The sequence below is a fragment of the Thalassotalea sp. PLHSN55 genome, assembly GCF_052030545.1.
In the GTDB taxonomy this organism is placed as follows: Bacteria; Pseudomonadota; Gammaproteobacteria; order Enterobacterales; family Alteromonadaceae; genus CANMXU01.
Genome location: NZ_JBPDIH010000002.1, coordinates 349,338 through 372,170 on the forward strand (window position 1 = coordinate 349,338; position 22,833 = coordinate 372,170).

The window sequence follows — 22,833 nt, forward strand, 5'->3', positions numbered from 1 at the left end:
CTCTATTAGCTTTTAGCGATGCGCATCAATTTTTTCACACATATCTTCAACACCCGATAATAACCGTGTACTAAATCTATGCAGCAAATCTGCATTGACGTGAACAAAATGATTATTTTTCACGGCTGGAATTTCAGGCCATTGTTGCCAATTAACCACAGGTTGCACTTTTTTCGATTTTTCGTCTGGAATAATAATGATCTCTGGTTGAGCAACAATGACGTTTTCAATACCCACTTTTGGATATTGCGTTGGATTTTCACCAAAAACATTATCCCCCTGACAAATACCAAGCAGCTGACTCAACCAGGTGTCGTCGTTAATTGTCATCATAGGTTCAGGCCACAATTGGTAAAAAACCTTAGTTGAGCTTTTTCCGACTTGGCTGGTGCGAATTTGCTGTAACTTTTGCTCAAAGTGCTGCGCGACTTTTTTTGCTTGCTCTTCACGCGCGGTTAACTCGCCAAAATAGCGTATTTCTTTGGCGACATCTGCTACATTTTTAGGGTGGCTAAAAACCACGTTTAAGCCTAAACGCTGCATTTGTTCAATATCGCTTTGCTGATTACCTGTCGTCCAAGCAATCACTAAATCAGGTTTTAGCGCCAATATTTTTTCCATTTTTACGCCATGGTAACCACCAACACGTTCAATACTCAGCGCCTCCTCGGGAAAGTCTGAATACTCAACTGCGCCAACTATTTGTTTGCCTGCGCCAATATCAAACAGCATTTCAACAATATGAGGCGCCATGGCAATAATGCGCATATTTTGCTTTTGCTCATCACTGTCATTATCACCTGCGTGAACACTAGCAACCTGACTCACCAACAATAACGCGGTAAACACTATCGAGTTAAAAACTTTATTCATATCGGTGCCTTTTTTAATAGTGACTTATTTAATGTACCTTGTTGAATCACTTCGGTAATTTTTTCAATATCAAGGTATTGCTGACAAACACTGGCTAAACGCTCAAGCTGAATTTCACGATGTTCATCAAGGTCAATATGCTCGGTTATGCCATTATCTTTATCTACCCAATGTAAAATAAGCTCAGTAGCTTCGCGGCTATCAAACAGTCCATGCAAATAAGTTCCAATAATTTGCCCGTCTTGCGATACAACACCATCGGTCGTTAAGTTATCCGCGTCACATGCAGTGTCGACACTTAATTGAAGCTCGCTCAGCAGTGGCGAAGCTAATGCAGCACCTGAAGAACGTCCACAATGAATTTCATAACCTTTCACCTGACATGATTTGCCGGCTACGGTCATGGTGGCATGCGCCTTTGTTAAGGTTTTATCCGCGCTTAACACGGTAGTGATATCTAAAAAGCCTAAACCATCAACCCCCACTTTTGCCTGCGTTGAACTCGACTCAATACCTAAAGGGTCGAAAATTTTATTGCCCAACATTTGATAGCCACCACAAATACCAAGTACTTTGCCGCCGTAACGTAAATGGCGCTGAATTTGCTCTTGCCATCCTTGGGCTTTAACAAAGGCTAAATCCTCAATAACATTTTTGCTGCCGGGTAAAATAATTAAGTCACAATCGGGTATGCGCTCGCCTACGCGCACATAAGTTAAGTTGATATGCTGATGCAGCCTTAACGCGTCAAAATCGGTATGATTACTAATATGAGGTAATAACGGCACCGCAATATTGATAATGCGCGCATCCGACTCTGTGGTAAGTTTATTATCGATGGCAATAGCATCTTCAGCATCAAGCGCTAAATCGTGCAAATACGGTAAAACGCCAAGAACCGGCTTACCGGTTTTTTCTTCTAGCCAATCAAGGCCTGATTCAAGCAATTTAATATCACCGCGAAAGCGGTTAATCACAAAACCTTTTACCCGTGCTTGTTCACTTTCACTAAGTAGCGCGAGTGTACCAACTAAGTGCGCAAAAACGCCGCCTTTGTCGATATCTGCAACTAAAATAACAGGACAATCAACCGCTTCAGCGTAACCCATATTGGCGATATCATTAGCACGCAAATTAATTTCAGCCGGGCTGCCTGCGCCTTCCACCATCAAGACATTAAAATCATTAGCCAAACGCTGGTGTGAGGTGAGTACCGCATCCATCGCCACTTTTTTATAGTCGTGGTAACTATCTGCTTCCATGTTTGAAATGGCTTTACCATGCACTATCACTTGCGCGCCAGTATCGCTGTTAGGCTTTAATAATATCGGGTTAAAATCAACGCGAAGCGGCGTTTTTGCAGCAATGGCTTGTAAGGCTTGAGCGCGACCAATTTCACCACCATCACTGGTCACAGCACTATTAAGCGCCATATTTTGCGGCTTAAATGGCGCAACCTTATAACCTAAATTAACAAAGACTCGGCACAGACCAGCAACTAAAGTACTTTTACCGGCATCAGACGTGGTGCCTTGCACCATTAAGGTTTTCATGGATTCATCTCAGTATTTGCATCATTTTTTAGCGTCAGTGGTAAACCCGCCATAATAAAATCAACGTGGCTGGCAATTTTGCCAATGTCTTGATGAAGCCAACCGGCTTGGTCAACAAAATCACGCGCAAGATCGCCAAGTGGCACTATGCCATGTCCTACTTCATTACTGACTAAAATCAAGGTTTTCTCTGTTGAATGCGACAAGCGTTCAAGCAATTGCAACAATGCCGCTTTTTCTTGCTGCCATAAATCAAGCGCGCCTTTGCATAAACAATTACTGAGCCACAACGTTAAACAGTCAACCAACACACAATCGCTATCGTTAAAAGCTTGTTCAATTGAGAAAGCTAATGCTAAAGGCGATTCCACTAACTGCCATGATTTAGCAAGCTCATCTTGGGATCTTTGCGCTTGGTGCATGTCAATGCGCTGCTGCATTTCATCATCACCGCGTTCAGCTGTGGCGATATAAGTGACTTGTTCAGCACCACTTTGTTGGCTTTGACGGGCGATTTGCTCGGCAAAACGACTTTTACCAGAACGTGCGCCACCTAAAACTAAATGTATATTGTTCATATGTTAGTGCCTTGGCCAAAATAGCCGAGTAAGAATAAATAAATCACCACTTCGCAAAGTTGCTGAGCTGCGCCTAAACAGTCGCCAGTGTAACCACCAAGTTGATGATTAAACCATTTCACTAATAACCACCTAAAAACCAATAATGTCAGTAACAAGGTAAAAAAAGCGTGAATTGGCAGTGCAAAAAAAGCGACGACAATGCCTGTTAGTGACAAGACCATTAAGCCATTAAAAGATAGTGCTTGCGCCAACGGCTTAACTTTACTGAGCGCATCTTCTTGCACATAGTTCATGGTATAAATCAAACTGGTTGCCAGCACGCGGCTAAGGCAATGACCAAGTACAAGCGCACTGATGAGGGAATAATATTGGTTCAGTGAAACTAAGCTTTGAAATTTCACCATTAACAAGACAATTAACGCGACACTGCCATAGGTGCCGATGCGACTGTCTTTCATAATGTTTAGTTTTTGCTCAACTTGCCAGCCGCCGCCAAAGCCGTCCCAAACATCTGCCCAACCGTCTTCGTGAAATGCGCCAGTAAAAATAATGCTCGTTGCCATCGCAAGTAGCACCGCAATTTCAACGGGAAAAATAAAGGTGCTTAATGCAAATACCGTTGCAGCGACAATTCCGACAAATATGCCCACGACGCCAAAATAACGGCTCGCTTGATTAAGCATCTCTGAGCTGACGTCCTCTGGCAAACGCACCGGTACGCGGGTAAAAAAACTTATCGCCAAAAGTAATAAATGATAGTGAACTTTCCAATTCATTTAGCAATTTCCAGCATTTTCAAGACAGCGTGTCTTGTTAGTTGTCGACGACATTGGTCACCTCGGCTTGCGCAAAACTTGCCATGTCATTATAAAAACCAACGGCCGCCTGAATAAGCGGTAAAGCGAGCGCAGCGCCCGTGCCTTCACCTAAACGTAATCCCAAATCAAGCAGTGGCTTTGCTGCTAACCACGCCAGCATTTTTTGATGACCTTGCTCTCCTGAGCAATGGGCAAAAATCATATAATCACGTACCTTGGGGTTAATCGCATAAGCTAGCATAGCTGCGGCGGTGCAAATAAAACCATCAACCACTATCAGTATATTTTGCTCGGCTGCGGCTAACATAGCGCCAGTTATTTGCACAATTTCAAAACCGCCTAAACAAGCTAATACTTGCATAGGATCGTTGAGCTTTTCCTTGTGCAAGGTTAACGCTTGCGTCACCACTTGCTGTTTTTTCACAACAATATCGTCAGCGACGCCAGTGCCTTTACCGACCGTTTCAGTTGCAGGTAATTGCATTAATGCTGACATAATGGCTGACGCTGAGGTGGTATTGCCAATGCCCATTTCACCAAAAGCAATTAAATTACTACCGCTTTGTTTACTTACCGCGACCAATTTTTTAGCCATTGAAAAACCTTGCTCAACTTGCGCTAAGCTCATCGCTGGTGCTAAATGAAGCGGCTGAGTTATATCACCTAACCTTTGGTCGATTATGTGTAGTTGAGGATCTGGTTGCTGCAAAATACCAGCATCAACCACTTGCAATTGCCAACCCAGTTGGCGACAAAAAACGTTAATCGCCGCGCCGCCACTGGCAAAGTTAGCCACCATTTGCCCAGTCACTTCACTCGGCGCAATTGAGACGCCTTGTGCTGCTACGCCATGATCGCCGGCAAAAATAAACAAACTAGGCTTAGTGATCGCTAAAGGTTGCTCAGCCGTTTGCGCTGACAACTGCACTTTCGCTATCGCTGTCGCTAGCGCCTCTAATTGCCCTAGTGCGCCTAATGGCTTAGTTTTACCATCGATAACTTGCGCAATTTTATCGGCAAAACTGTGATCAACGGCGCCTATGTTAAAATTCATGCTGTGTTCCTGTATCTACCAAAGACTAAATCCACTAAGGACTATACCCACCAAAGACTAGCTCGGTCGGTTTTTGCGAAAATAAAGTAAAGTTAAGAAAAATATACTGCCGCTTGCTGCGGTGATAATGCCAACGGGAAGCTCTTGGTTTTCCAAAACAATGCGCGAGAGCACATCAACCCAGATCATAAAAATGCCACCCACTAACGCGGTTAATAAAATGCCAAAAACCGTGCCTTGCGAGACAAAAAAGCGCACGATGTGTGGGATCATTAAGCCAACAAATCCAATGCCGCCACACATAGAAACCAATGTTGCGGTGATCAGTGAACTAAGTACTAACATCACCACGCGAAAACGATTAACGTTAATGCCTAAAGTGGTTGCACTTTCATCCCCCAACAACATGGCGTTAAGTTGGCGACGATAAGCAAGCATAACCACTACACATGTAGAAATTACCACAGCAGGGAACCATAACGTTGCCCACTGAGCTCGAGAAAAGCTGCCCATGGTCCAAAATAATATTGCTGCCACTGCTTGTGGGTCGGTGTGATACAGCAACAAGCTCGTCACTGAACTAAATAAGAATGACAAGGCGACACCGGCTAATAGCATCGACTCAACTTGCTGAGACTGCCTGCGCCCGGCGATGATCAATAACATCACCATTGCCAATAAACTGCCGATAAATGCCGCCACCGAGGTTAATAACGTTAGCGCACTGCCAAATACAGCGACCAGAATAACCACGCCAAGCGATGCACCTGACGAAATACCAAAAAGGTACGGATCAGCCAATGGATTTCGCGTCACCGTTTGCAATATTAACCCGGCAACCGCTAAACCACAGCCAGCAAGAAAAGCCAAAATAGTACGCGGCATACGAAGTTGCCAAATAATACGTTCAAGAAAAAAGGCCTGCTCGCCTTGCGCGGTGGGCATAAGACTATGCCAAACATCAGCAAAGCCAATATCAGCAGCTCCCATCGACAAAGCAGTGAAAAAGCTCAATAGCAACAATAAAAGGGTCAGCACTAACGCCAAGCTTTGATTGACTTTAATCATGACGTGCTCCTGCTAATGTTGGCGAGTGGTCGGCTTGCTGGAAATAGTCATAAAAATAGGTGATATGTGGCACATTGTGCTGAGGATGCATATTCACTTGTGCGCATACGCCAAAAACATCTGACAACATTTGCGCGTTGATAACCTTCTTTGGGCTGCCTTGGCTGACCAGTTTACCTTGGTTGATCACCAATAAATTATCACACATCGCACTCGCTAAATTTAAATCATGAAAAGAGGCAATAATGGTAATGCCTAACGATTTAGCAAGCTCCATCACTTGAATTTGATAACGTACATCTAAATGACTGGTTGGCTCGTCCATTATCAAAACAGAGGGCATTTGCACTATCGCTCGCGCAATTAAAGCTCGCTGCTTTTCACCACCAGATAAATGTTCAAAGCTTTGCTTAGTTTTGTCGGCTAAACCAACTTGCGCTATCGCTTGGCTAATTTTGTCGTTATCAGCACTTTGCGCACGGGTGAAAATGCCTTTGTGCGGAATTAGGCCTAACGCAACAACGTCGAATACCGTTAAGTTAAAATGCGACGGCGACTCTTGTAATACCACCGCAACTTGCTGGGCAAAGTCATTAGCGGATATTTGCCAGATATCTTGCTGTTGCAAAATCACCTGTCCGGCATCAGGTTTTACAAAGCGATATAAGCAGCGTAATAGGCTCGACTTACCAGCACCATTTGGCCCGAGTAAGCCAGTAAAACTGCCTTGAGCAACACTAAAATTAATTTTATCAAGGATCAACTTACCCTCAGTTTGCCAACTAAGTTGTTCAACTGAAATCAGTGAATTTGATAAAGAAGTTTGTTCTGTACGCAATATTGACTCGCCTTTATTTAGGCGACCAAACAAAGCACTGCGCATCTATGAAAATAGAGTTGAAGAGACAATGTTCGAGTAGCCCGCTCGACTTGTTACTTAACGCAATTTTTAATGGGTATCCTGACTTAGCGAGCGTTAATTCATTTTTAAATATGAATAACAAAGCCTTACAGTTGCGGGTACAGTTGTGGATTTTCACCACATTCCCAAAATTGTTCAAAACGAACAATTCATTAAAAATGCATAATAAATTTTAATAGCCGCGATTATCGATAACCGCCACAAAATAGCAAGGTTTATTTAGTTTTTATCTGTGTCAGGTCAAGCTTAACGTAAACTTTACAAGACAAGCCTAGGCCAATGTTTACCTTGTGAGTCATGACAAACACTAATCTTAATCACACTAGCGTATGGCACATCAATGGCGCTCATATGGCCAGTACCAGGGATCGGCATTGCCAAAATACGTGCAAGTAAGTGCTTAATTACTCCACCATGGGCAAATATTAACGAACAAGTATTAGCTTGTTGATGATTTTGCTGGCTTAACCAATTATGCCACCAAGCGTCAACACGGTCGGTAAAATCGCTAATATGCTCGGCATTTTTGATGGCATATTGCCAAGGATTTTGCCAGAAATCGCCAAGATTAAAGTTCTCTGTTGTTTTAGCAGCGTCGTTATTCGCATTTGCCTGCCATAGCGTTTGATAACTTTTTCCATCCCAATCGCCAAAATTCATTTCTGCAAGCTGCTTATCAATAACTAAATCGAGGTGATGTTGTTGACAAAAATCTTCAGCAAATAACCGACAACGTTTCAGCGGCGAACTAATGCAAACATCAATTTTAGCTAAGTTTGCCACTGAATGGCTTAATTGCTGCCAACCTTTATCTGACAGCGCAACATCGGTTTTCCCCGCTAAAATTCCCGGAGTTGCGATCTCGCCATGGCGAACAAGATATAAAGTGCTCTCGCTATAGTGTGCATGACTGAGTGTTTGAGTGTCTGCTGACGTTTTTGTTTTATTTTTACTTTTATCTTTACTTTTATTTATAGAACTTTGCGCGGCTGCTTGGTTGGAAGTGGTAGACATAATAAAACGCAAACATTAGGGATGAATGCGCTCATAGTATTAACTTTAAAAAAAATAACAAGCCGTTATCAGAGAAAACGATAACGGCCTATTAGAGCGTGTTGATCTTTGCAGTTTAAAATTTTGTATCTGCTTGTGGTCGCAAGCTCAAAGTAAGTATTAGCTAGATGCAGGTAACTCGGCGTTAATATTAGCTTGATGCTTATTATCTAAGTGAGTGATCACTTTTCCGTAAATAACTAACGATATTGCAGATATCGTGGCAATTGCAGCAAAAATGTACCAAATATAATGCGCATTTACTGCGGCTTCTTGCCATGCTTGATGATCAGCAAATTTACGTGGATCTGGGCAATACGCATCAAGTAAATAACCAGATAAACCAAAACCCAATAATGAGCTAATAAATGAATGTAAATGCGAGAAACCAAGGTAAAGCGCTTCTTCACCTTTTGGTGCTTGCAGTGAAAAATATTCTAAAAAGCGTGGTGAAATAAACGATTCAGCAAAGCCTTGAAAAACAATGCCAACAATCATCATAAAGGCAATCGGGTTAAACTGCATAAAACCAAGGTCAATATCAGAGCTCATCATATTGCCTGACGCCATTAACAGAGCCGATATTGGCATAATGAACATGCCTGTTGTCATTGAAAAAAGCGCACTACGTTTTTTCATTAATGAGGTAACAAAACTGACCGTTAACACCACCACTAAAGGATTAACGTTAGCATACCAAGAAGGCGAAGCGCCCTCGCCTGCCATACGTAATACATATTTTGGCATAGTGGCATACAGCTGGTGTTGCACCATCCAAAAACCGGTAATAATTAAAATCAGTGCTAACAAGCGGCCATTGGTGAGTACTTTAATTAATGCGGAAAAAATTTCAGAAAGTGATTTGCCTTGTTGATTAGTTTCAGCATTTTTGAAGAAGATAAACACACTAACAAAAGCCAACATGGTCATTGCTGCAGCAAAATAGTTTAAGTTAATTAAACCTAAATCTCCCATAGATTCACGCAGCGGTTTAACAATAGTTTTGCCTGAAAATGCGCCAATGTTGACCATCATATAAAAAATGGCAAAACCTTTGGCTCGGGTTTCTGTGGTGGTTGACTGGGCAACAGTACCAGTGATCACCGCTTTAATAAACGAGCCACCAATCATAATAATGACCATAATCGGCACAATTGCCCAACGAATATCAGCTTCAAGTAAGCCAGTGAAGTTTACTGTGCGGCTATATTCCACTAAGCCTTGCTGCTCTAACATGGCAGGAAATACTGCTAGACCGCTATAACCTATGGTTAATAAACCAAACGCCAACATTAACGAGCTGCGAAAGCCAATTTTATCGGCAATAGCCCCAGTAAACGTGGGCAAGAAATAAAGCCCCGCTGAGAACGAGCCTGAGATCCAAGCGGCTTGAATATCGTCAAAACCTAAAATACGCGAAAGGTATAAAGTAATAACAATAAACACCCCGTAATAGGCGGCGCGCTCTAATAGCTCAACACTGTTGGCGATCCAGAAATTTTTAGGAAAACTTTTAAAAATAGACGATGGAGTTGTTCGGGTCATAATAATCTCAATTTACATAAACGCTTGGCGCAAACTCTGGCGTACTTTTGCGCACACGTTTCAATAACAATGGAAAATACGTTGCGATTGACTATCGTTTTTTCCTAGGATTTGTTGGCCCTAGTTTTACGACAAAAAAAACATTGCGCTAAGCAGTTGTTTAACCAACTTGGCGAACAATGATTCAGGAATAATCGGAATTAAAAACAGTTTACAGCGAATAAACGATATTATTATCAATTTAATCTCGTTTTTAGCTCTATTCGTCTATTCTAAAAGGTTTTAAGATTGGTTTATTTCGTAAAAAATCTTAATATCGAACTACAATAAGTAACAATAATTCGCGTTTTATTCGTTAAAAGGAAAAATTAACCTGTGAAAAAAACTCAAACTACGTTAAACAGAGCAATCGCTTTAGCTGTAGGCCTATTCAGCCTATCTGCTACTGCTGCCGATACCTTAACTCCTGAAGACATCGCAACCTTGCAATATGTCACGCAAGCACAAGTAAGCCCTGACGGTGAAAGTGTTGCATTTTCACGCTCGGTGCCAAGAGAGTTATACGTTGAAAAAGACGGTTTTAACTGGAATGAACTTTACGTTGTAGATGATGAAGGCAACGAACGTGCTTTTATCAGTGGTAAAGTTAACGTTAAAAACATTCAGTGGTCAGCTGATGGCAAAAATATTTATTTTCTTGCCAAAATGGGCGACGACAAATATACCGCGCTGTACCAAATTGCTTTTAACGGTGGTCAAGCACAGAAACTAGTGAGCTTAAAAGGCACTAGTATTAGCGACTATGAAGTTAGCGCTAAAAACAAACAAATCGCACTTTTAGCAAAACCAGCTAAAGATCCTGCTGATAAAAAACTCGTCGAATTTGGCTTTAAAGCTGAAATCTATGAAGAAAACTTAACCAACCAAGTTTTATATGTGGTTGATTTAGCAAAAGCGACAGAGCTAAGCCCAGAAGCTTGGTCAATTGAGAACTATGTTTCTGATATTCACTGGTCACCTTCTGGCGAGCGTTTATTAGTTAAAACTCAACCAACAGCGTTAATTGACGATCAGTACATGAAATCGCAATGGCACATTGTTGATGCTAACAACCAAGAAGTTACCACCTCGTTTGCCACCGAAGGTAAATTAGGCGCAGCTGAATTTTCTTACAATGGCAAATATGTTGCTCTACACGGCGCAGAAGATAAGCACGATCCTGCCAACGGTCGTTTATTTTTAGCCGAAGTTGCCACAGGTAAAGTAACTGACTGGTTACCCAATCATTTAGGTCATGTCAGTGACTTTGAATGGGCAAACGATGAAAACAGCTTATTCTTTACCACCAATATTGGTACTGAAACGGTATTAGGTAAAATTAAACCAGGCAAAACCAGTTACAAAACCTTGGTTAAGCCAGGTAAATTTATCGCCGGTAAAATCTCAGTTTCAGACTCAGACAAAACCTTAGTGGTTACCGCGAATACAGCAAAACATCCAAATGAAGTTTTTATGCTTCGTGGTTCAAAATACAAAAGCACGCGCTTAACTGATTCTAACGAGTGGTTGAACGATAAAAAGTTCGCCAAACAAGAAACCATTAATGTAAAAGCACGCGATGGTGTTGAGCTAAGCGGCGTATTAATTTACCCACTTGATTATAAAGAAGGTCAAACTTACCCACTGATCATGTCTGTACATGGCGGTCCGGAAAGTCATGACAAAAACGGTTGGGTAACGGCTTATTCTCGCCCAGGTCAAATTGCTGCAGGCCAAGGCTATGCAGTGTTATACCCTAACTACCGTGGTAGCACAGGTAAAGGCGTTGAATATTCAAAGCTTGGTCAAAACGATTACGCCGGTGCTGAATTTAATGACTTAGTTGATTTAAAAGATCACTTAGTAAACATTGGTTTAGTTGATAAAAAACGTGTCGGTATTACCGGTGGTTCATACGGTGGCTACGCATCTGCTTGGGGCGCAACTAAGTTAACTGAACATTTTGCTGCTAGTGTTATGTTTGTTGGTATTTCTAACCAGTTATCAAAATTTGGTACGACTGATATTTCAAACGAAATGAACTTGGTACATGCTCGCTCTTACCCGTGGGACAAGTGGCAATATTACCTAGAGCGCAGCCCAATTTACTGGGTAGGCCAGTCAAAAACACCATTACTTATTATGCACGGTAAGAGTGATCCACGTGTTCACCCTGCACAATCAATGGAACTTTACCGCTACATGAAAGTACAAGGTAAAGAAGTGCGTTTAGTCTATTACCCAGATGAAGGGCATGGAAACAAACGTATTGCTGCTAAGTATGATTACAACTTACGTTTAATGCGTTGGATGGATAACTACTTAAAAGAAGGTAATAAAACCATGCCAAGCCATGAATTAGATCACAAAGCTAAACTAGAAGCTAAAAAGTAAACACTTTTTAATTTTCATCTAATTGATTAACTAAAAGCCTCAATCATTATTGAGGCTTTTTTGTCTTTAACCAATGACAGGCTTCTTGCTGATCAAAAAACACTTTAGCACACGCTGGCAGATGCTTTTTGGCAACGCCATATTGCACTTGATTGGTAACAACTAATGCGATAGCAAAACAGTTTGACGTGGCTATTTTCAGCCACATTTCTTCAACCAATTTAAATACTTGAGGGGATGCTAACGTTGCCTCGTCCCATATTTCTAACGTTGCAAACGGCTTGGTATAATAAGCGATATGTTGTACGTATTCTTTAAACGCTTTTATTGCGCCTTCTTCATTAAAAGGGCCAAAGGTTTCTACTTTCAACAAGCTTGCTTCACGTGTAAACGTGACTTTGCCATGACTGTCCACGTATCCCTCCAGTGTTTAAAAGTATTCTCCTTGCGACGTGACTTACTATCTCACAAAAAATGATCTTTAGATATTACAAAAAAACTCGGTAGATCATGGTGTTAAAAATTGGGTTGACGCTTTTGTCGATTAAAAACAATAAATAACGCCGGCAGTACCAGCAAACACACCACAGTGGTAAATAAAATACCAAAACCAAGCGACACTGCCATAGGAACGATGAACTGCGCCTGTTTTGATGTTTCAAAGACCATAGGTGCTAAGCCGCCAAAGGTAGTGAGTGTGGTTAAGATGATTGGCCTAAATCTGCGTTGACAGGCTTGAAATATCGCGCGGTGCGCATTTTCACCTTTTTGCATTTGTTGATTGGCATATTCCACCAAAATGAGACTGTCGTTAACCACCACGCCAGCCAGTGCTAACATGCCCATTAAACTAACCACGCTTAACCCTAGCCCTAAGATCATATGCCCTAAAATCGCTCCTACTGCGCCAAAAGGAATAATCGCCATAATAAGCAATGGTTGGCCATAGCTACGAAAAGCAACCGCCAACAAAATATAAATACCGGCTAAAGCAAAACCAGCACCTAATTCTAATCGAGACACACTTTCAGCGATTTGCTCTTGATCGCCACCAAAGCTGATTTGAAGCCCTGGGTAGCGACCTTCAAGCTCAGGAATAATGCTTGCTTTAACCGTAGACATCACCGCAGGAATAGCCTGCTCAGGAATAATTTCAGCGCCGACTTTTTCAACCCGTTGCCCCTTTCGTCGCACAATACGTGCAGGCGCTAAAATTTTATCTATAGTTGCCACCGAGCCAAGTGGCGCAAAACCGCCACTTGGCGTTTTGATCATTAAGTTTTCAATATCACTTGCGCTCTGGCGCTCGTTTTCCGGCAAACGCACCAGTGTAGTGACCTGATGACCAAGGCGATGTTGACGTTGTGCCCGTGCGCCATACATTGCCGAGCGTAATTGCCCTGCTAGATCTGACGCATCTAAGCCTAGCGAACGGCCATTTTCATTGAGCTTTAGTTTCCACTGCGGCTTGCCATCTTCCATGCCATTAATGGTGGCAACCACGTTATCTGTTTCGGCTAATAAGTCACTGGCCGCTTTGGTTGCTGCCATTAATACTTGGCTGTCATTGTGCTTTAATTCTATCGTCAGTGAAGATTCACTCACCGTGCTACTACCGCGCCTTGCGCCGCGAAATTTTAACTTTTCTCGCCCGGGCAAATGCTGAGTATATTCGCGCCACCAAATCCGTATTTGCTCGGTACTCACTTCACGCTCTTCACTCTCTACCAGCAATAACGCAACCTCAACACCGGTGTCAGAAATATAACTTCGCACACTGACCAAATCATCGCTAATATTTTTATCCGCAAACATTATTTCTGCCGCTTGCTCTAGCTTGTCTCGCATCGTTATGGCTTGTTCGATTGGCGTTGACTCGGAAACTTCAAAGCTCGCTTTTACCCAGCGCCCTTCCATTTTAGGGTACAAGCTAAAGCCCATTTTTCCGCTGTAGGCATACGACATCACTAACGTAAAACAGACAAACGCCAGCGCTAAGGTTAATCCCGGCCAAGCTAAGGTTTTTTGTAGTACCGGTGAGTATTTTTCTTTAATAAAAAACTGCATGCCTTGGTGACAAAACTGCTGAACTCGCGCCAATTTTTGTGCAAAAACATTGGGCTTTTTCTCCTTAATATTGGCTAAATGCGACGGTAGTATAAATAGCGCTTCCACCCAAGAAACAAGGAAACACAAGACAACAACAATGGGTATTGCGCCAAACAGTAATTTCATTGAACCTGGTAATAACAACAGCGGCAGAAAAGCGACGATATTGGTTAAAATGGCAAAGGTCAGCGGTTTGGCAACTTCTTTTGCTCCTTGCACGGCAGCATCGTGATAACTCATGCCCTCTTGAATATGAGAAAAAATATTTTCGCCCGCAATAATGGCATCATCAACAACAATACCGAGCGCGATAATAAAGCCAAACATCGAGACCATATTGATCGAAACATCAAAGCTTGGCAGAAATAACATCGCTCCTAAAAAAGCACTCGGAATGCCTGCCACCACCCAAAAGGCGAGCTTAAACTGCAAGAACAAACTCATTAAACATAATACTAACAGCAAACCTAAAAAGGCGTTGCTAAGCAGTAAACCTAACCGTTTTTGATAATTTTTTGCGTCTGAATCGACAATGGCTATACCGGCGTTAGGGGGCAACATGGCTTCTATTTCAGGCCACATTTGCTCAACCGACTGCGCTATTTGATCTGGGGTTTGATCCCCCATGCGATAAATATTAAGTCGTGCTGACAGTTGCCCGTTGTAGGTAACAACATTGCGCTCGTCAGCAAAGCCTTCTTTCACCGTCGCTATATCCCCTAGAAGTAGTTGATCCCCTTCAGGGCTGGAATAAACCGGCACTTTTGCTAACGACTGCGCCCAAAATTCTCGCTGGTCGACAGAAATTAAAATATCACCATTTTGCGCTTTTATTTTACCCGCTGACTTTTCCAAGACACTACGTTTAATCAGGCTTGAAACTTTATCTAAGGTTAAATTATAGGTTTGTAAGGTGTGCTGGGGGATTTCTACATGGATCTCTTCTGCCGGAATACCACGTAATTTGACTTGAGAAATATACGGCGACTGCAATAACCTACCCCGTACTTGCTCGGTTAACCGCTTAACGCTGTAGCGGTCCATATCAGCATGCACAACAATTTCCATCACATCAACAATACGAGTATCCATTTGAACCAATGGCTTTTCCATGCCATCTGGAAAGGAGGAGATTCGATTAACCGCTTGCTGAGCGTCTTGATAAATTTTCTGGGCGTTAGCACCTGCTTCTAGCTCGCCAAAGACATATACTCGCCCGGTATAAACCCAAGTGTTAATTTTGCTAATACCTGGTAAACCAGATAGCGCAGATTCAACCGGCATTACAATGCTATTTTCCAATTCAGCCGGTGAAGCACCCGGGTAAAAAACACGCACAGAGATGCGATCTAAAGTGGTTTCTGGCATATATTCTTTGCGAATAACTAACGACATCACGATGCCACCAAGCAAGAGTGCAAGCATTAATAAATGCGGCGCAATACCGTGATTGATCATCCAACTAATCGGGCTAAACTTCATCTTAGTTAGCCTCTACTGAATGTGAATAATTAGGTTGTTTTACGCGCACTGCAAGGCCAACACTGGCAATGCCTGGCTTTTCATTTAAGGCGCGATCATTTGGCTGAAAATCGGCTTCAACATAAAGTTTATCTTGGCCTTTAAAAATTACCTTAACGGCTCGTTTTTGTAAGGTAGCGTTTTTATCAACTACCCAAATGGTATTGTCAGCTTGTAGCCAATTATCCTTTAAAACCCAAACATCGTTTAGCGCTTTACCTGTAATTGAAACGGTTAAAAAGTCATTGATAAATATTTGCGGGCTTTTAACTGGGCTGCTAATTAGCAATGGATCTTCAATTAAAAGCAGTACTTTCACTTGGCGATCTCTAACATCTAACTCAGGCAATATCGACAAGACTTTTGCTTGACGCGTATTGCCATTTCCCCACAATTTCTCTTGGCTTAAGGTAATCGATTGTTGTTGGTCTAACAGCGGTAAAAAGCTGCGCGGAATTTTGATTTCAAGGTAAAACTGCTCAACATTGACCACTTCAAATAACTGACTGTTTTGCCCGACACGACTGCCTTGTCCAACCGCTTGACTGATGACTTTTCCAGTAAACGGCATCATTACTTTAGTGCGTTTAAGTGCTAATTCACTTTTTTCCACAGACACTTTAGCCATATCCACTTTAGCCGTTGCCGCAGCAAGTTGAGGTTCTCGCAGCACTAGTGCAACCTCAATGCTTTGATCTAAATGCTCCACTAATGACAGCTCTTCTTTGGCCAGTTGCTGATCGGCCATTTCCAGTGACAAGTTTGTTTGAGCCTGTATTAACTGAGATTGAGCGGTGCGCAAATTCAGTAAATAGTCGGTTTGTTCTAACTGAACTAACCATTGCGCTTTTTCAATTAACGCCCCTGGAAATGCCGCGTGATTAATTTCCTCGACTTGCCCTGCCACTTGCGCAACAATTTTGACTGATTCAGCCGCTTTGACTAGCCCTGTGGTTTGCCATTTTGGTTGATAATCACTGCGCTGCAACTCGGCTACATTCACAATACGCTGCGACTTTTTTCTCTGCTTGCTTGGCAAAACATCCGCTTTTTTCTTTTCTGCTTTATCTTTTAGTTCTTTACCTTTTAGCTCTTTACCTTTAAGTACTGACTTTTTTTCACTTACGTCATTACCAAACCAGCGGCTATTTTGCTTACCCGATTCATAAATATAAAACGCGATTGGCAGGCTGATAACAACCAATAACCAAGGCAACCATTTTTTAAGCGCTGATGAATGAGGTTTTTGTTCAGTATTCATGATGATGTTGTACCTAGTAGCGTCGTTGACTCAGCAGTGATAGAAGAATGAGAAGTGGTGACGGGCGCGCTACTCTCATCGGAATTTGTTTTTAACTGTTTAAAGTTTGCGTGGCTTAATTCACGATATAAACCAATGCGATTATTGAGCAAATTGTGCCGAGCATCTACCGATTGGCGCTCAAGGTTCAGTACCGTTTCTTGAGCTCTTAATAAGCTTAAATAGGTCGCTTTACCATTTAAGTATTTCAGTGATGTTAATCGTTCCGTTTTATTGGCTAATTGCATTTGCACTTGGATATTTTGCGCCACTTCAGATAATTGCTGCTCAACAATTAAGTTTTTTTCAACCGCATAAATTGCGTCTAACCAGGTTTGTCTATAGTCTGCATAAGCTGCTTGATAAAGGTATTCTTTTTGCTCAACACTGGCTTTACGGCTGCCCATATCGATTAACGGCAACACCAAGTTTGCCGCTAAGTTACCACTCCAATTATCAAACAACTCATGGCTTGAATTTTCAGTGGTGGAATAACTTGCTCGTAGCGTTAATCGCGGCAGTCGTTCGGTGATGGCAATAGCTAAACTTGCATCGGCAGATTTTAACTGCGCATAGGCTTTTTGAATATCAGGTCGTTGCTGTAATTTCTCTAGCGGGATCCCCGTTGCGGGCATGGGTGGTAACTCGGGTAAATGGCGAGCATTCAACTCTGGCAAGGCTTCACTATTAATCCCTAACCACTGCGCAATTTGTTGCTGATAAAGTGCTAGCTGTGCTGAGTTTCGCGCTTGCTGAACTTTAATTGATGCGAGTAACCGTTCTTGTTGCCAAACGTCAGTAACGGAATTTTTGCCTAAAGCAAAGCGGCGTTTAATGACTTTTAATGAGGTTTGCGTACGTAGGTATTGATCGCTAAAAAGCTGCTGTTTATCAAGTTCGGCTAACCAACCATACCAGGCAAGGCTTAACGCCCCTGCGACCGTATTTGCCCGTATTTTATAATTAGCTTGTTGCTGTAATAAATCCCATTGTGCTTTTTCAGTTTGTGTTGATAATTTCCCCCAAAGGTCAATTTCCCATGAAGAAGACAAACCTAACGATGAACCTGACAGGTCGCCAAGACGGTCAAATTCACTGGATGCATTCGTGGTTAAGCTTAAATTGGGATACTGTTTGGCCACGCTAATTTGAGTGGTCGCATTTGCCGCTTGTAAGCGTGCATAGGTTGCCTCAAGGCTTTGATTATTAGTCAAACCTTGCTCGACAAGTCGATTTAGGGTTTGATCTGAAAAACTATACCACCAATGGGCATCAAGCTTTGCTGTACCAGAGCTGACAAATGCTTGATTAAGCGCTGGCATATCAACTTCGTTGTTGGTTTGAATAGCACAAGCACAAAGCGTACAACTCACAAAGACTAGTTGAAATAACCGGTTTAGGGGATTTAGGCGAACAAAGCGCATTGATAATCCATTATTTTTAAACAACTGCTGAATAGGATTTGCTAATACAGATTGTCGGTAAAGTATGTATTATCATACTAAAATGTTAAGGCGTGAGATAATAAGGGTTTTACTTAACTTTACAATTGCGTAACATCCCAAGAAAGTTATCTTATAAAGTTAAAAAAGAGGACAAATAGCGTTTAAAGTACAAAGCTGACTTTAAGGGTTACGAAGTTTCAGTGCCTTCATAAGTCACCGCATGATGCATAAGTTTGACCACAGCTTCTTTACTTTCCGGTAAAAATTTTAACCCTAAAGAAATACCGTTAGCGACTTGTTTGTTATTACAAAGCTCTGCAGTTAAATTAAGATTGCTTAAGCCTTGAAAGTCTTCTATCACTAATTCAATTTTTTTATCACTTGCCAGAACAAGCTTTTCACCTTCACCAATAAATACCTGACAACCACTCACTGAAACATCCATCATCGACGCTTGCCAATATTCATTACCCACTTTCACTTTGGTGACGATATCGGTATCTATGCGCATGCTCGAACGCAGGCTTTGTAAAATAACTGATTGAGGGAAACTAAGTACAATGATACGCGAAGGAATTTGTAGGGTTTGCATTATGGTACTAACAAATGCAACAACAGCACCTTCATGGCCTTCAATTAAGCCACGAACGGTAACACCAGCGCCCTGCTTTAAATACTGACCAAAATTCCCTAATTTACTCGAATCTGGGTATTGGATCAGAATATATTGCTTGGGAAGATAGCCGATAAAGGTAGTACGATGCTTACTTTTTTGACCTGCTGGCGTGGTAATATCAATAGTGACTTTAGAGCCAGCCTGCAATAAGCCGAGGTTTCGATTAAGTCGCTCCGCCATTTCAATTTGAGATGATTTTGCCGACATAAGCTCCCTTTAAGTTAATAGGTTATAAATCACAGAGTTAACCTTACATTAGTCAATTAATAGTAAAAATGCAACGAGACCAAGGTCTAAACCTGATCTTCGTTGCACTAAAACGTTAACTCATTTAGTCGGTATCTTTTTTATATCCTTGCGTAGCTCTGGCCGCCTTTTTACGCTCGGTGTAAGTTAACTTTTTCTTGCCGGCAAACGGGTTACTGGTTTCTTTAAATTCAATGCGAATTGGTGTGCCCATAATTTTTAACGATTTACGATAGTAATTCATTAAATAGCGTTTATATGACAAGGGTAAATTTTTCGCTTGGTTACCATGAATAACGATAATTGGCGGGTTATAACCACCGGCATGAGCATATTTTAATTTAATACGGCGACCATTGTGCATTGGCGGCTGATGATCAAACACTGCCATATCCAAAATTTTGGTTACCATCGAAGTAGAGATACGTTTAGTTGCTGAAACAAACGCCTCTTCAACAGATTCAAATAAATGACCAACACCTGTGCCGTGCAACGCAGAAATGAAATGCACACGAGCAAAATCGATAAAACCTAAACGGCGATCTAATTCAGACTTGATGCGATCTTTCACATAGTCGTCTAATCCGTCCCATTTATTAACTGCCAAGACTAAAGAGCGACCAGACTCTAAAATAAAGCCTAATAAACTTAAATCTTGATCTGTGATGCCTTCTTGCGCATCAACAATAAGTAAACAGACGTTAGCATCTTCAATAGCGCGTAATGTTTTAATCACTGAATATTTTTCAACGACATCAGTAACATTTTTACGACGGCGAATACCGGCGGTATCGATAAGCGTATATTCACGGCCATTTCTTTCCATTGGAATATAAACACTGTCACGTGTTGTGCCAGGCATATCGTACACAACCACTCGCTCTTCACCTAAAATACGGTTAGTTAACGTTGATTTACCCACATTAGGTTTACCAATAATGGCCAGTTTAATTTTGTCGTGTTCTTCAGGCGCATCGGTAATATCTTCAGCGTCGCTTAATTCAATATCGCCGTCAAATTCATCACCATCGGCTGATAAATCTTCACCTAAAGCTTCAATGTGCGGAGTAAGCGCTAAGGTTAATAATTGCGTTACACCACGGCCATGGGCAGCAGCAATTTTGTGCACTTCTTCACCTAACGATAATGCGTAAAATTCGGCTACGGCTGAGTCAGCGTCGATACCATCAACTTTATTGGCAGCCAAAAATACTTTTTTGTTTTGCTTACGCAAATAATCAGCAATGCCAATATCAGCAGAGGTTAAACCTGCGCGGGCATCCACCAAAAATAATACCGCATCAGCTTCGTCAATCGCAGTTAGCGATTGCTCAGCCATTAAGGCATCAATACCCTCTTCATCGCCATGAATACCACCAGTATCAATAACAATAAACGGGTGGTCTTCAACTTGCGCTTGTCCGTATTGACGATCGCGAGTTAAGCCAGGATAGTCGGCAACAAGTGCATCTCGACTGCGTGTTAAACGATTAAATAATGTGGATTTACCAACATTGGGGCGCCCAACAAGCGCAACAACAGGAAGCATGCTTACCTCTATTTTCTCTATTGATGCTTAGCTTTTTATAAATTTAGCTAAACACTGTAACAAACAACGGCTCCCCTGCGATTTTGCAGAGGAGCCGTCTTAAATTATTGTTGAAAAATTATTTTTTACTAAAACAATATTTTTATATTGTGAAATAATCTTTCAATTGGCCCTTGCTCAGGATCTAAATGTCCAACCGCTTGTAATTGCCCGTCTCGACTTTGTGAATAAACAATATTATTGCTTACTGAAGGTGTCGTATGAATGCCACTACCATCAATGTAATGTCTCGCCACTATGTCACCGGTTTCTTGTTCAAGCCAGTGTAAATAACCTTGGTAATCACCAACAACAACATATTGACCTTCAATAACAGGTCCAGTTACATTGCGGTTGCTTAGGCCTAATTGGCTCCAACGCTCCAAACCATTATTACGATCAATGGCGTAAACATGGCCGCTAACATCTGTTAAATACAAGTTGTTGCCGGCAATCGCCATTTGAGCGTATGAAGAATATTGACGTTTCCATAAAATGCGACCGGTACGCAATTCAATCGCTATTAAGTTACCGCGCGAAGATACTGAATAAATTTTATCGCCATAAACTACTGGCGTGGTATCAACATCGACAACTCGCTGTAATTCAGTCGAGCCAGTTGCCTCACCCACTTCAACAGTCCAACCTTGTTGGCCTTTTTCTAAAATATAAACCGTTACTTCACCGCTTGGCGTGCCAACAATAACACCACCGGCAGCAATTGTAGGGCTACTGGTGCCACGTAATGTTAAGGCAGGAACATCTTGTACAACTTCCCAGACTTCTTCGCCATTACTAGCATTAAACGCCTTTAAAATACCTGACGCGGTATTGACCACGATAATGCCAGAGTCAATTGCAGGGGCGGCGATAATTTCACCTTTAACTTTACTCTGCCAATCAAGCTCACCCGTTTCAGCATTTAAGGCAAAAATTTCGCCGTTTTCTGTGGTGTAAAATACCTTATTAATGCCTGATACTGGACCGCCATTTATCAAGGCTTCGATTTTTTCATCAAAGTAGCCGCGCTCATCATCGATATCTGATAAGTCGACGCTCCAAATGGTTTCACCAGTTTGCGCATCTAAGGCTACAGCATCACCTTCGCGGCTGGCAGTAAATACTTTGCCATATGCTGGGTGTGGCTTAATTTTTGAGAAATAATCATCAACACCACTGCCTATGTTTTTAATCCACAAGGTTTGTGTTTGGAACTTTTCATCTATTTCAACGATTTCAGCAATACGCTGACTATCATCTTCGTCATCCGTCGATGAACAGGCGGTTAAACCTACCGCAATTAAACATACTGCTATTAGTTTTTTATTGAAAAATTCCAACGTAAACTCCACTTATTGATAGCTTATTTCTTATTATTACTGATGCAAAACATACAAAAGCTTGTCGTTATTTTGGCAAATTAACGGCAACGGCTAAGTCGTCTAATTTCATTTGTAAGCTTGGATTTGCTGCCACGCCGTTAGCGTCAATTGCTGCTTGGTAAGCATTACGAGCTAAATCATTTTTACCTTGCTTAAAGTAGACATCGCCTTTAATTTCTTCAGCTGCCGCTGTGAACGATGCTGGTAATTGTGCTGATAACGTCGCTAAAGCGTTGTCGTATTGTTCTTGCTGCACTTGAACACGTGCTAAACGCATAGTGGCAATGGCTTTAATGCCTGAATCTGTGGCTTTGCTTACAGCAACAGTTAATTGCTTTTCAACTTCGGCCCAGTCTTGACTTGTTGCTGCTTGCTTAGCTAACGCTAATGCAGTTAAAGATGCGTAACTTGAGTCTGAATTTTCACTGATAAACTGATTCGCAGCGCTAGTAAAGGCTTGCTCGTCTGTACCAGCACTTTCCATTACCGCTTGAAAGCTCTCGGCAACTTTTACTTCTTGTTCGGCGTTATAATCTTGATACTTGTTGTAGCCAATAAAACTACCTAAACCAATCACTATACCAGCAATAATAGTATTGCCGTTTTCTTTCCAATAACTTTTAATCGCGTCAACTTGTTGTTCTTCGGTTTGATAAACGTCCACAA

The 22,833-nt window shown here is 41.8% G+C and carries 18 protein-coding genes and 1 riboswitch; of the genes, 1 reads left to right on the forward strand and 17 read right to left on the reverse strand.

Annotated features, from left to right (window positions below; translation table 11 throughout):
• Positions 1-12: 12 nt before the first annotated feature.
• From ACRRSQ_RS04685 to ACRRSQ_RS04725, 9 genes are all read right to left on the reverse strand, one after another.
• Complete coding sequence (locus ACRRSQ_RS04685; protein ID WP_440874546.1) at positions 13-873, reverse strand: cobalamin-binding protein; 861 nt, start codon at positions 871-873, stop codon at positions 13-15.
• Positions 870-2,426 (reverse strand): cobyric acid synthase, encoded by a 1,557-nt coding sequence (locus tag ACRRSQ_RS04690; protein WP_440874547.1) that lies wholly within the window; start codon positions 2,424-2,426, stop codon positions 870-872. Before ACRRSQ_RS04690 ends, ACRRSQ_RS04685 begins: the two co-directional genes overlap by 4 nt.
• Complete coding sequence (cobU, locus tag ACRRSQ_RS04695) at positions 2,423-3,004, reverse strand: bifunctional adenosylcobinamide kinase/adenosylcobinamide-phosphate guanylyltransferase (RefSeq protein WP_440874548.1); 582 nt, start codon at positions 3,002-3,004, stop codon at positions 2,423-2,425. Before cobU ends, ACRRSQ_RS04690 begins: the two co-directional genes overlap by 4 nt.
• Positions 3,001-3,783, reverse strand: a complete 783-nt coding sequence (locus tag ACRRSQ_RS04700) for an adenosylcobinamide-GDP ribazoletransferase (protein WP_440874549.1) — start codon at positions 3,781-3,783, stop codon at positions 3,001-3,003. The genes cobU and ACRRSQ_RS04700 overlap by 4 nt, the downstream gene beginning before the upstream one ends.
• Before the next feature lie 37 nt (positions 3,784-3,820).
• A complete protein-coding gene (gene cobT / locus ACRRSQ_RS04705; protein ID WP_440874797.1) occupies positions 3,821-4,894 on the reverse strand; it encodes a nicotinate-nucleotide--dimethylbenzimidazole phosphoribosyltransferase in 1,074 nt (357 codons plus the stop codon).
• Positions 4,895-4,936: 42 nt separating this feature from the next.
• Complete coding sequence (locus ACRRSQ_RS04710; protein ID WP_440874550.1) at positions 4,937-5,947, reverse strand: FecCD family ABC transporter permease; 1,011 nt, start codon at positions 5,945-5,947, stop codon at positions 4,937-4,939.
• A complete protein-coding gene (locus ACRRSQ_RS04715) occupies positions 5,940-6,785 on the reverse strand; it encodes an ABC transporter ATP-binding protein (RefSeq protein ID WP_440874551.1) in 846 nt (281 codons plus the stop codon). The genes ACRRSQ_RS04710 and ACRRSQ_RS04715 overlap by 8 nt, the downstream gene beginning before the upstream one ends.
• Before the next feature lie 96 nt (positions 6,786-6,881).
• A riboswitch (cobalamin riboswitch) is annotated at positions 6,882-7,040 on the reverse strand.
• 87 nt (positions 7,041-7,127) lie between these two features.
• Positions 7,128-7,883, reverse strand: coding sequence for a histidine phosphatase family protein (locus tag ACRRSQ_RS04720; RefSeq protein ID WP_440874552.1), 756 nt, complete (start codon positions 7,881-7,883; stop codon positions 7,128-7,130).
• 159 nt (positions 7,884-8,042) lie between these two features.
• The gene (locus ACRRSQ_RS04725) at positions 8,043-9,467 is read right to left on the reverse strand and encodes an MFS transporter (RefSeq protein WP_440874553.1); all 1,425 of its coding nucleotides are present in this window, start codon (positions 9,465-9,467) and stop codon (positions 8,043-8,045) included.
• 375 nt (positions 9,468-9,842) lie between these two features.
• Between ACRRSQ_RS04725 and ACRRSQ_RS04730 the strand changes: the two genes are divergently transcribed.
• On the forward strand, positions 9,843-11,900 hold the full coding sequence (locus ACRRSQ_RS04730; protein ID WP_440874554.1) for a prolyl oligopeptidase family serine peptidase: 2,058 nt from the start codon (positions 9,843-9,845) through the stop codon (positions 11,898-11,900).
• 46 nt (positions 11,901-11,946) lie between these two features.
• Here the strand turns inward: ACRRSQ_RS04730 and ACRRSQ_RS04735 are convergent, their stop codons facing one another.
• The 8 genes from ACRRSQ_RS04735 to ACRRSQ_RS04770 form a co-directional block, all read right to left on the reverse strand.
• Positions 11,947-12,315 carry a hypothetical protein gene (locus ACRRSQ_RS04735; protein ID WP_440874555.1) on the reverse strand — a complete coding sequence of 123 codons (369 nt, stop codon included), beginning with the start codon at positions 12,313-12,315 and terminating at the stop codon, positions 11,947-11,949.
• A gap of 101 nt (positions 12,316-12,416) precedes the next feature.
• Complete coding sequence (locus tag ACRRSQ_RS04740; RefSeq protein WP_440874556.1) at positions 12,417-15,491, reverse strand: efflux RND transporter permease subunit; 3,075 nt, start codon at positions 15,489-15,491, stop codon at positions 12,417-12,419.
• Position 15,492: 1 nt separating this feature from the next.
• The gene (locus ACRRSQ_RS04745) at positions 15,493-16,791 is read right to left on the reverse strand and encodes an efflux RND transporter periplasmic adaptor subunit (protein WP_440874557.1); all 1,299 of its coding nucleotides are present in this window, start codon (positions 16,789-16,791) and stop codon (positions 15,493-15,495) included.
• Positions 16,788-18,203: a TolC family protein gene (locus tag ACRRSQ_RS04750; RefSeq protein ID WP_440874558.1), complete on the reverse strand. Its 1,416-nt coding sequence runs from the start codon at positions 18,201-18,203 to the stop codon at positions 16,788-16,790. The genes ACRRSQ_RS04745 and ACRRSQ_RS04750 overlap by 4 nt, the downstream gene beginning before the upstream one ends.
• A 259-nt stretch (positions 18,204-18,462) precedes the next feature.
• Positions 18,463-19,158: a flagellar brake domain-containing protein gene (locus ACRRSQ_RS04755; RefSeq protein WP_440874559.1), complete on the reverse strand. Its 696-nt coding sequence runs from the start codon at positions 19,156-19,158 to the stop codon at positions 18,463-18,465.
• Positions 19,159-19,282: 124 nt separating this feature from the next.
• Positions 19,283-20,746 (reverse strand): ribosome biogenesis GTPase Der, encoded by a 1,464-nt coding sequence (der, locus tag ACRRSQ_RS04760; protein ID WP_440874560.1) that lies wholly within the window; start codon positions 20,744-20,746, stop codon positions 19,283-19,285.
• 128 nt (positions 20,747-20,874) lie between these two features.
• Positions 20,875-22,125 carry an outer membrane protein assembly factor BamB gene (gene bamB, locus ACRRSQ_RS04765; protein WP_440874561.1) on the reverse strand — a complete coding sequence of 417 codons (1,251 nt, stop codon included), beginning with the start codon at positions 22,123-22,125 and terminating at the stop codon, positions 20,875-20,877.
• Between the two features lie 67 nt (positions 22,126-22,192).
• Complete coding sequence (locus tag ACRRSQ_RS04770; protein ID WP_440874562.1) at positions 22,193-22,831, reverse strand: YfgM family protein; 639 nt, start codon at positions 22,829-22,831, stop codon at positions 22,193-22,195.
• Positions 22,832-22,833 lie beyond the last annotated feature (2 nt).

Excerpts from the sequence above, each read along its gene's own strand:
- ACRRSQ_RS04745 (WP_440874557.1), bottom strand. The coding sequence starts at position 16,791 with ATGAATACTGAACAAAAACCTCATTCATCAGCGCTTAAAAAATGGTTG.
- der (WP_440874560.1), bottom strand. The coding sequence starts at position 20,746 with ATGCTTCCTGTTGTTGCGCTTGTTGGGCGCCCCAATGTTGGTAAATCC.
- ACRRSQ_RS04755 (WP_440874559.1), bottom strand. The coding sequence starts at position 19,158 with ATGTCGGCAAAATCATCTCAAATTGAAATGGCGGAGCGACTTAATCGA.
- ACRRSQ_RS04700 (WP_440874549.1), bottom strand. The coding sequence starts at position 3,783 with ATGAATTGGAAAGTTCACTATCATTTATTACTTTTGGCGATAAGTTTT.
- ACRRSQ_RS04710 (WP_440874550.1), bottom strand. The coding sequence starts at position 5,947 with ATGATTAAAGTCAATCAAAGCTTGGCGTTAGTGCTGACCCTTTTATTG.
- ACRRSQ_RS04690 (WP_440874547.1), bottom strand. The coding sequence starts at position 2,426 with ATGAAAACCTTAATGGTGCAAGGCACCACGTCTGATGCCGGTAAAAGT.
- ACRRSQ_RS04720 (WP_440874552.1), bottom strand. The coding sequence starts at position 7,883 with ATGTCTACCACTTCCAACCAAGCAGCCGCGCAAAGTTCTATAAATAAA.
- cobU (WP_440874548.1), bottom strand. The coding sequence starts at position 3,004 with ATGAACAATATACATTTAGTTTTAGGTGGCGCACGTTCTGGTAAAAGT.
- ACRRSQ_RS04740 (WP_440874556.1), bottom strand. The coding sequence starts at position 15,491 with ATGAAGTTTAGCCCGATTAGTTGGATGATCAATCACGGTATTGCGCCG.
- ACRRSQ_RS04725 (WP_440874553.1), bottom strand. The coding sequence starts at position 9,467 with ATGACCCGAACAACTCCATCGTCTATTTTTAAAAGTTTTCCTAAAAAT.
- ACRRSQ_RS04685 (WP_440874546.1), bottom strand. The coding sequence starts at position 873 with ATGAATAAAGTTTTTAACTCGATAGTGTTTACCGCGTTATTGTTGGTG.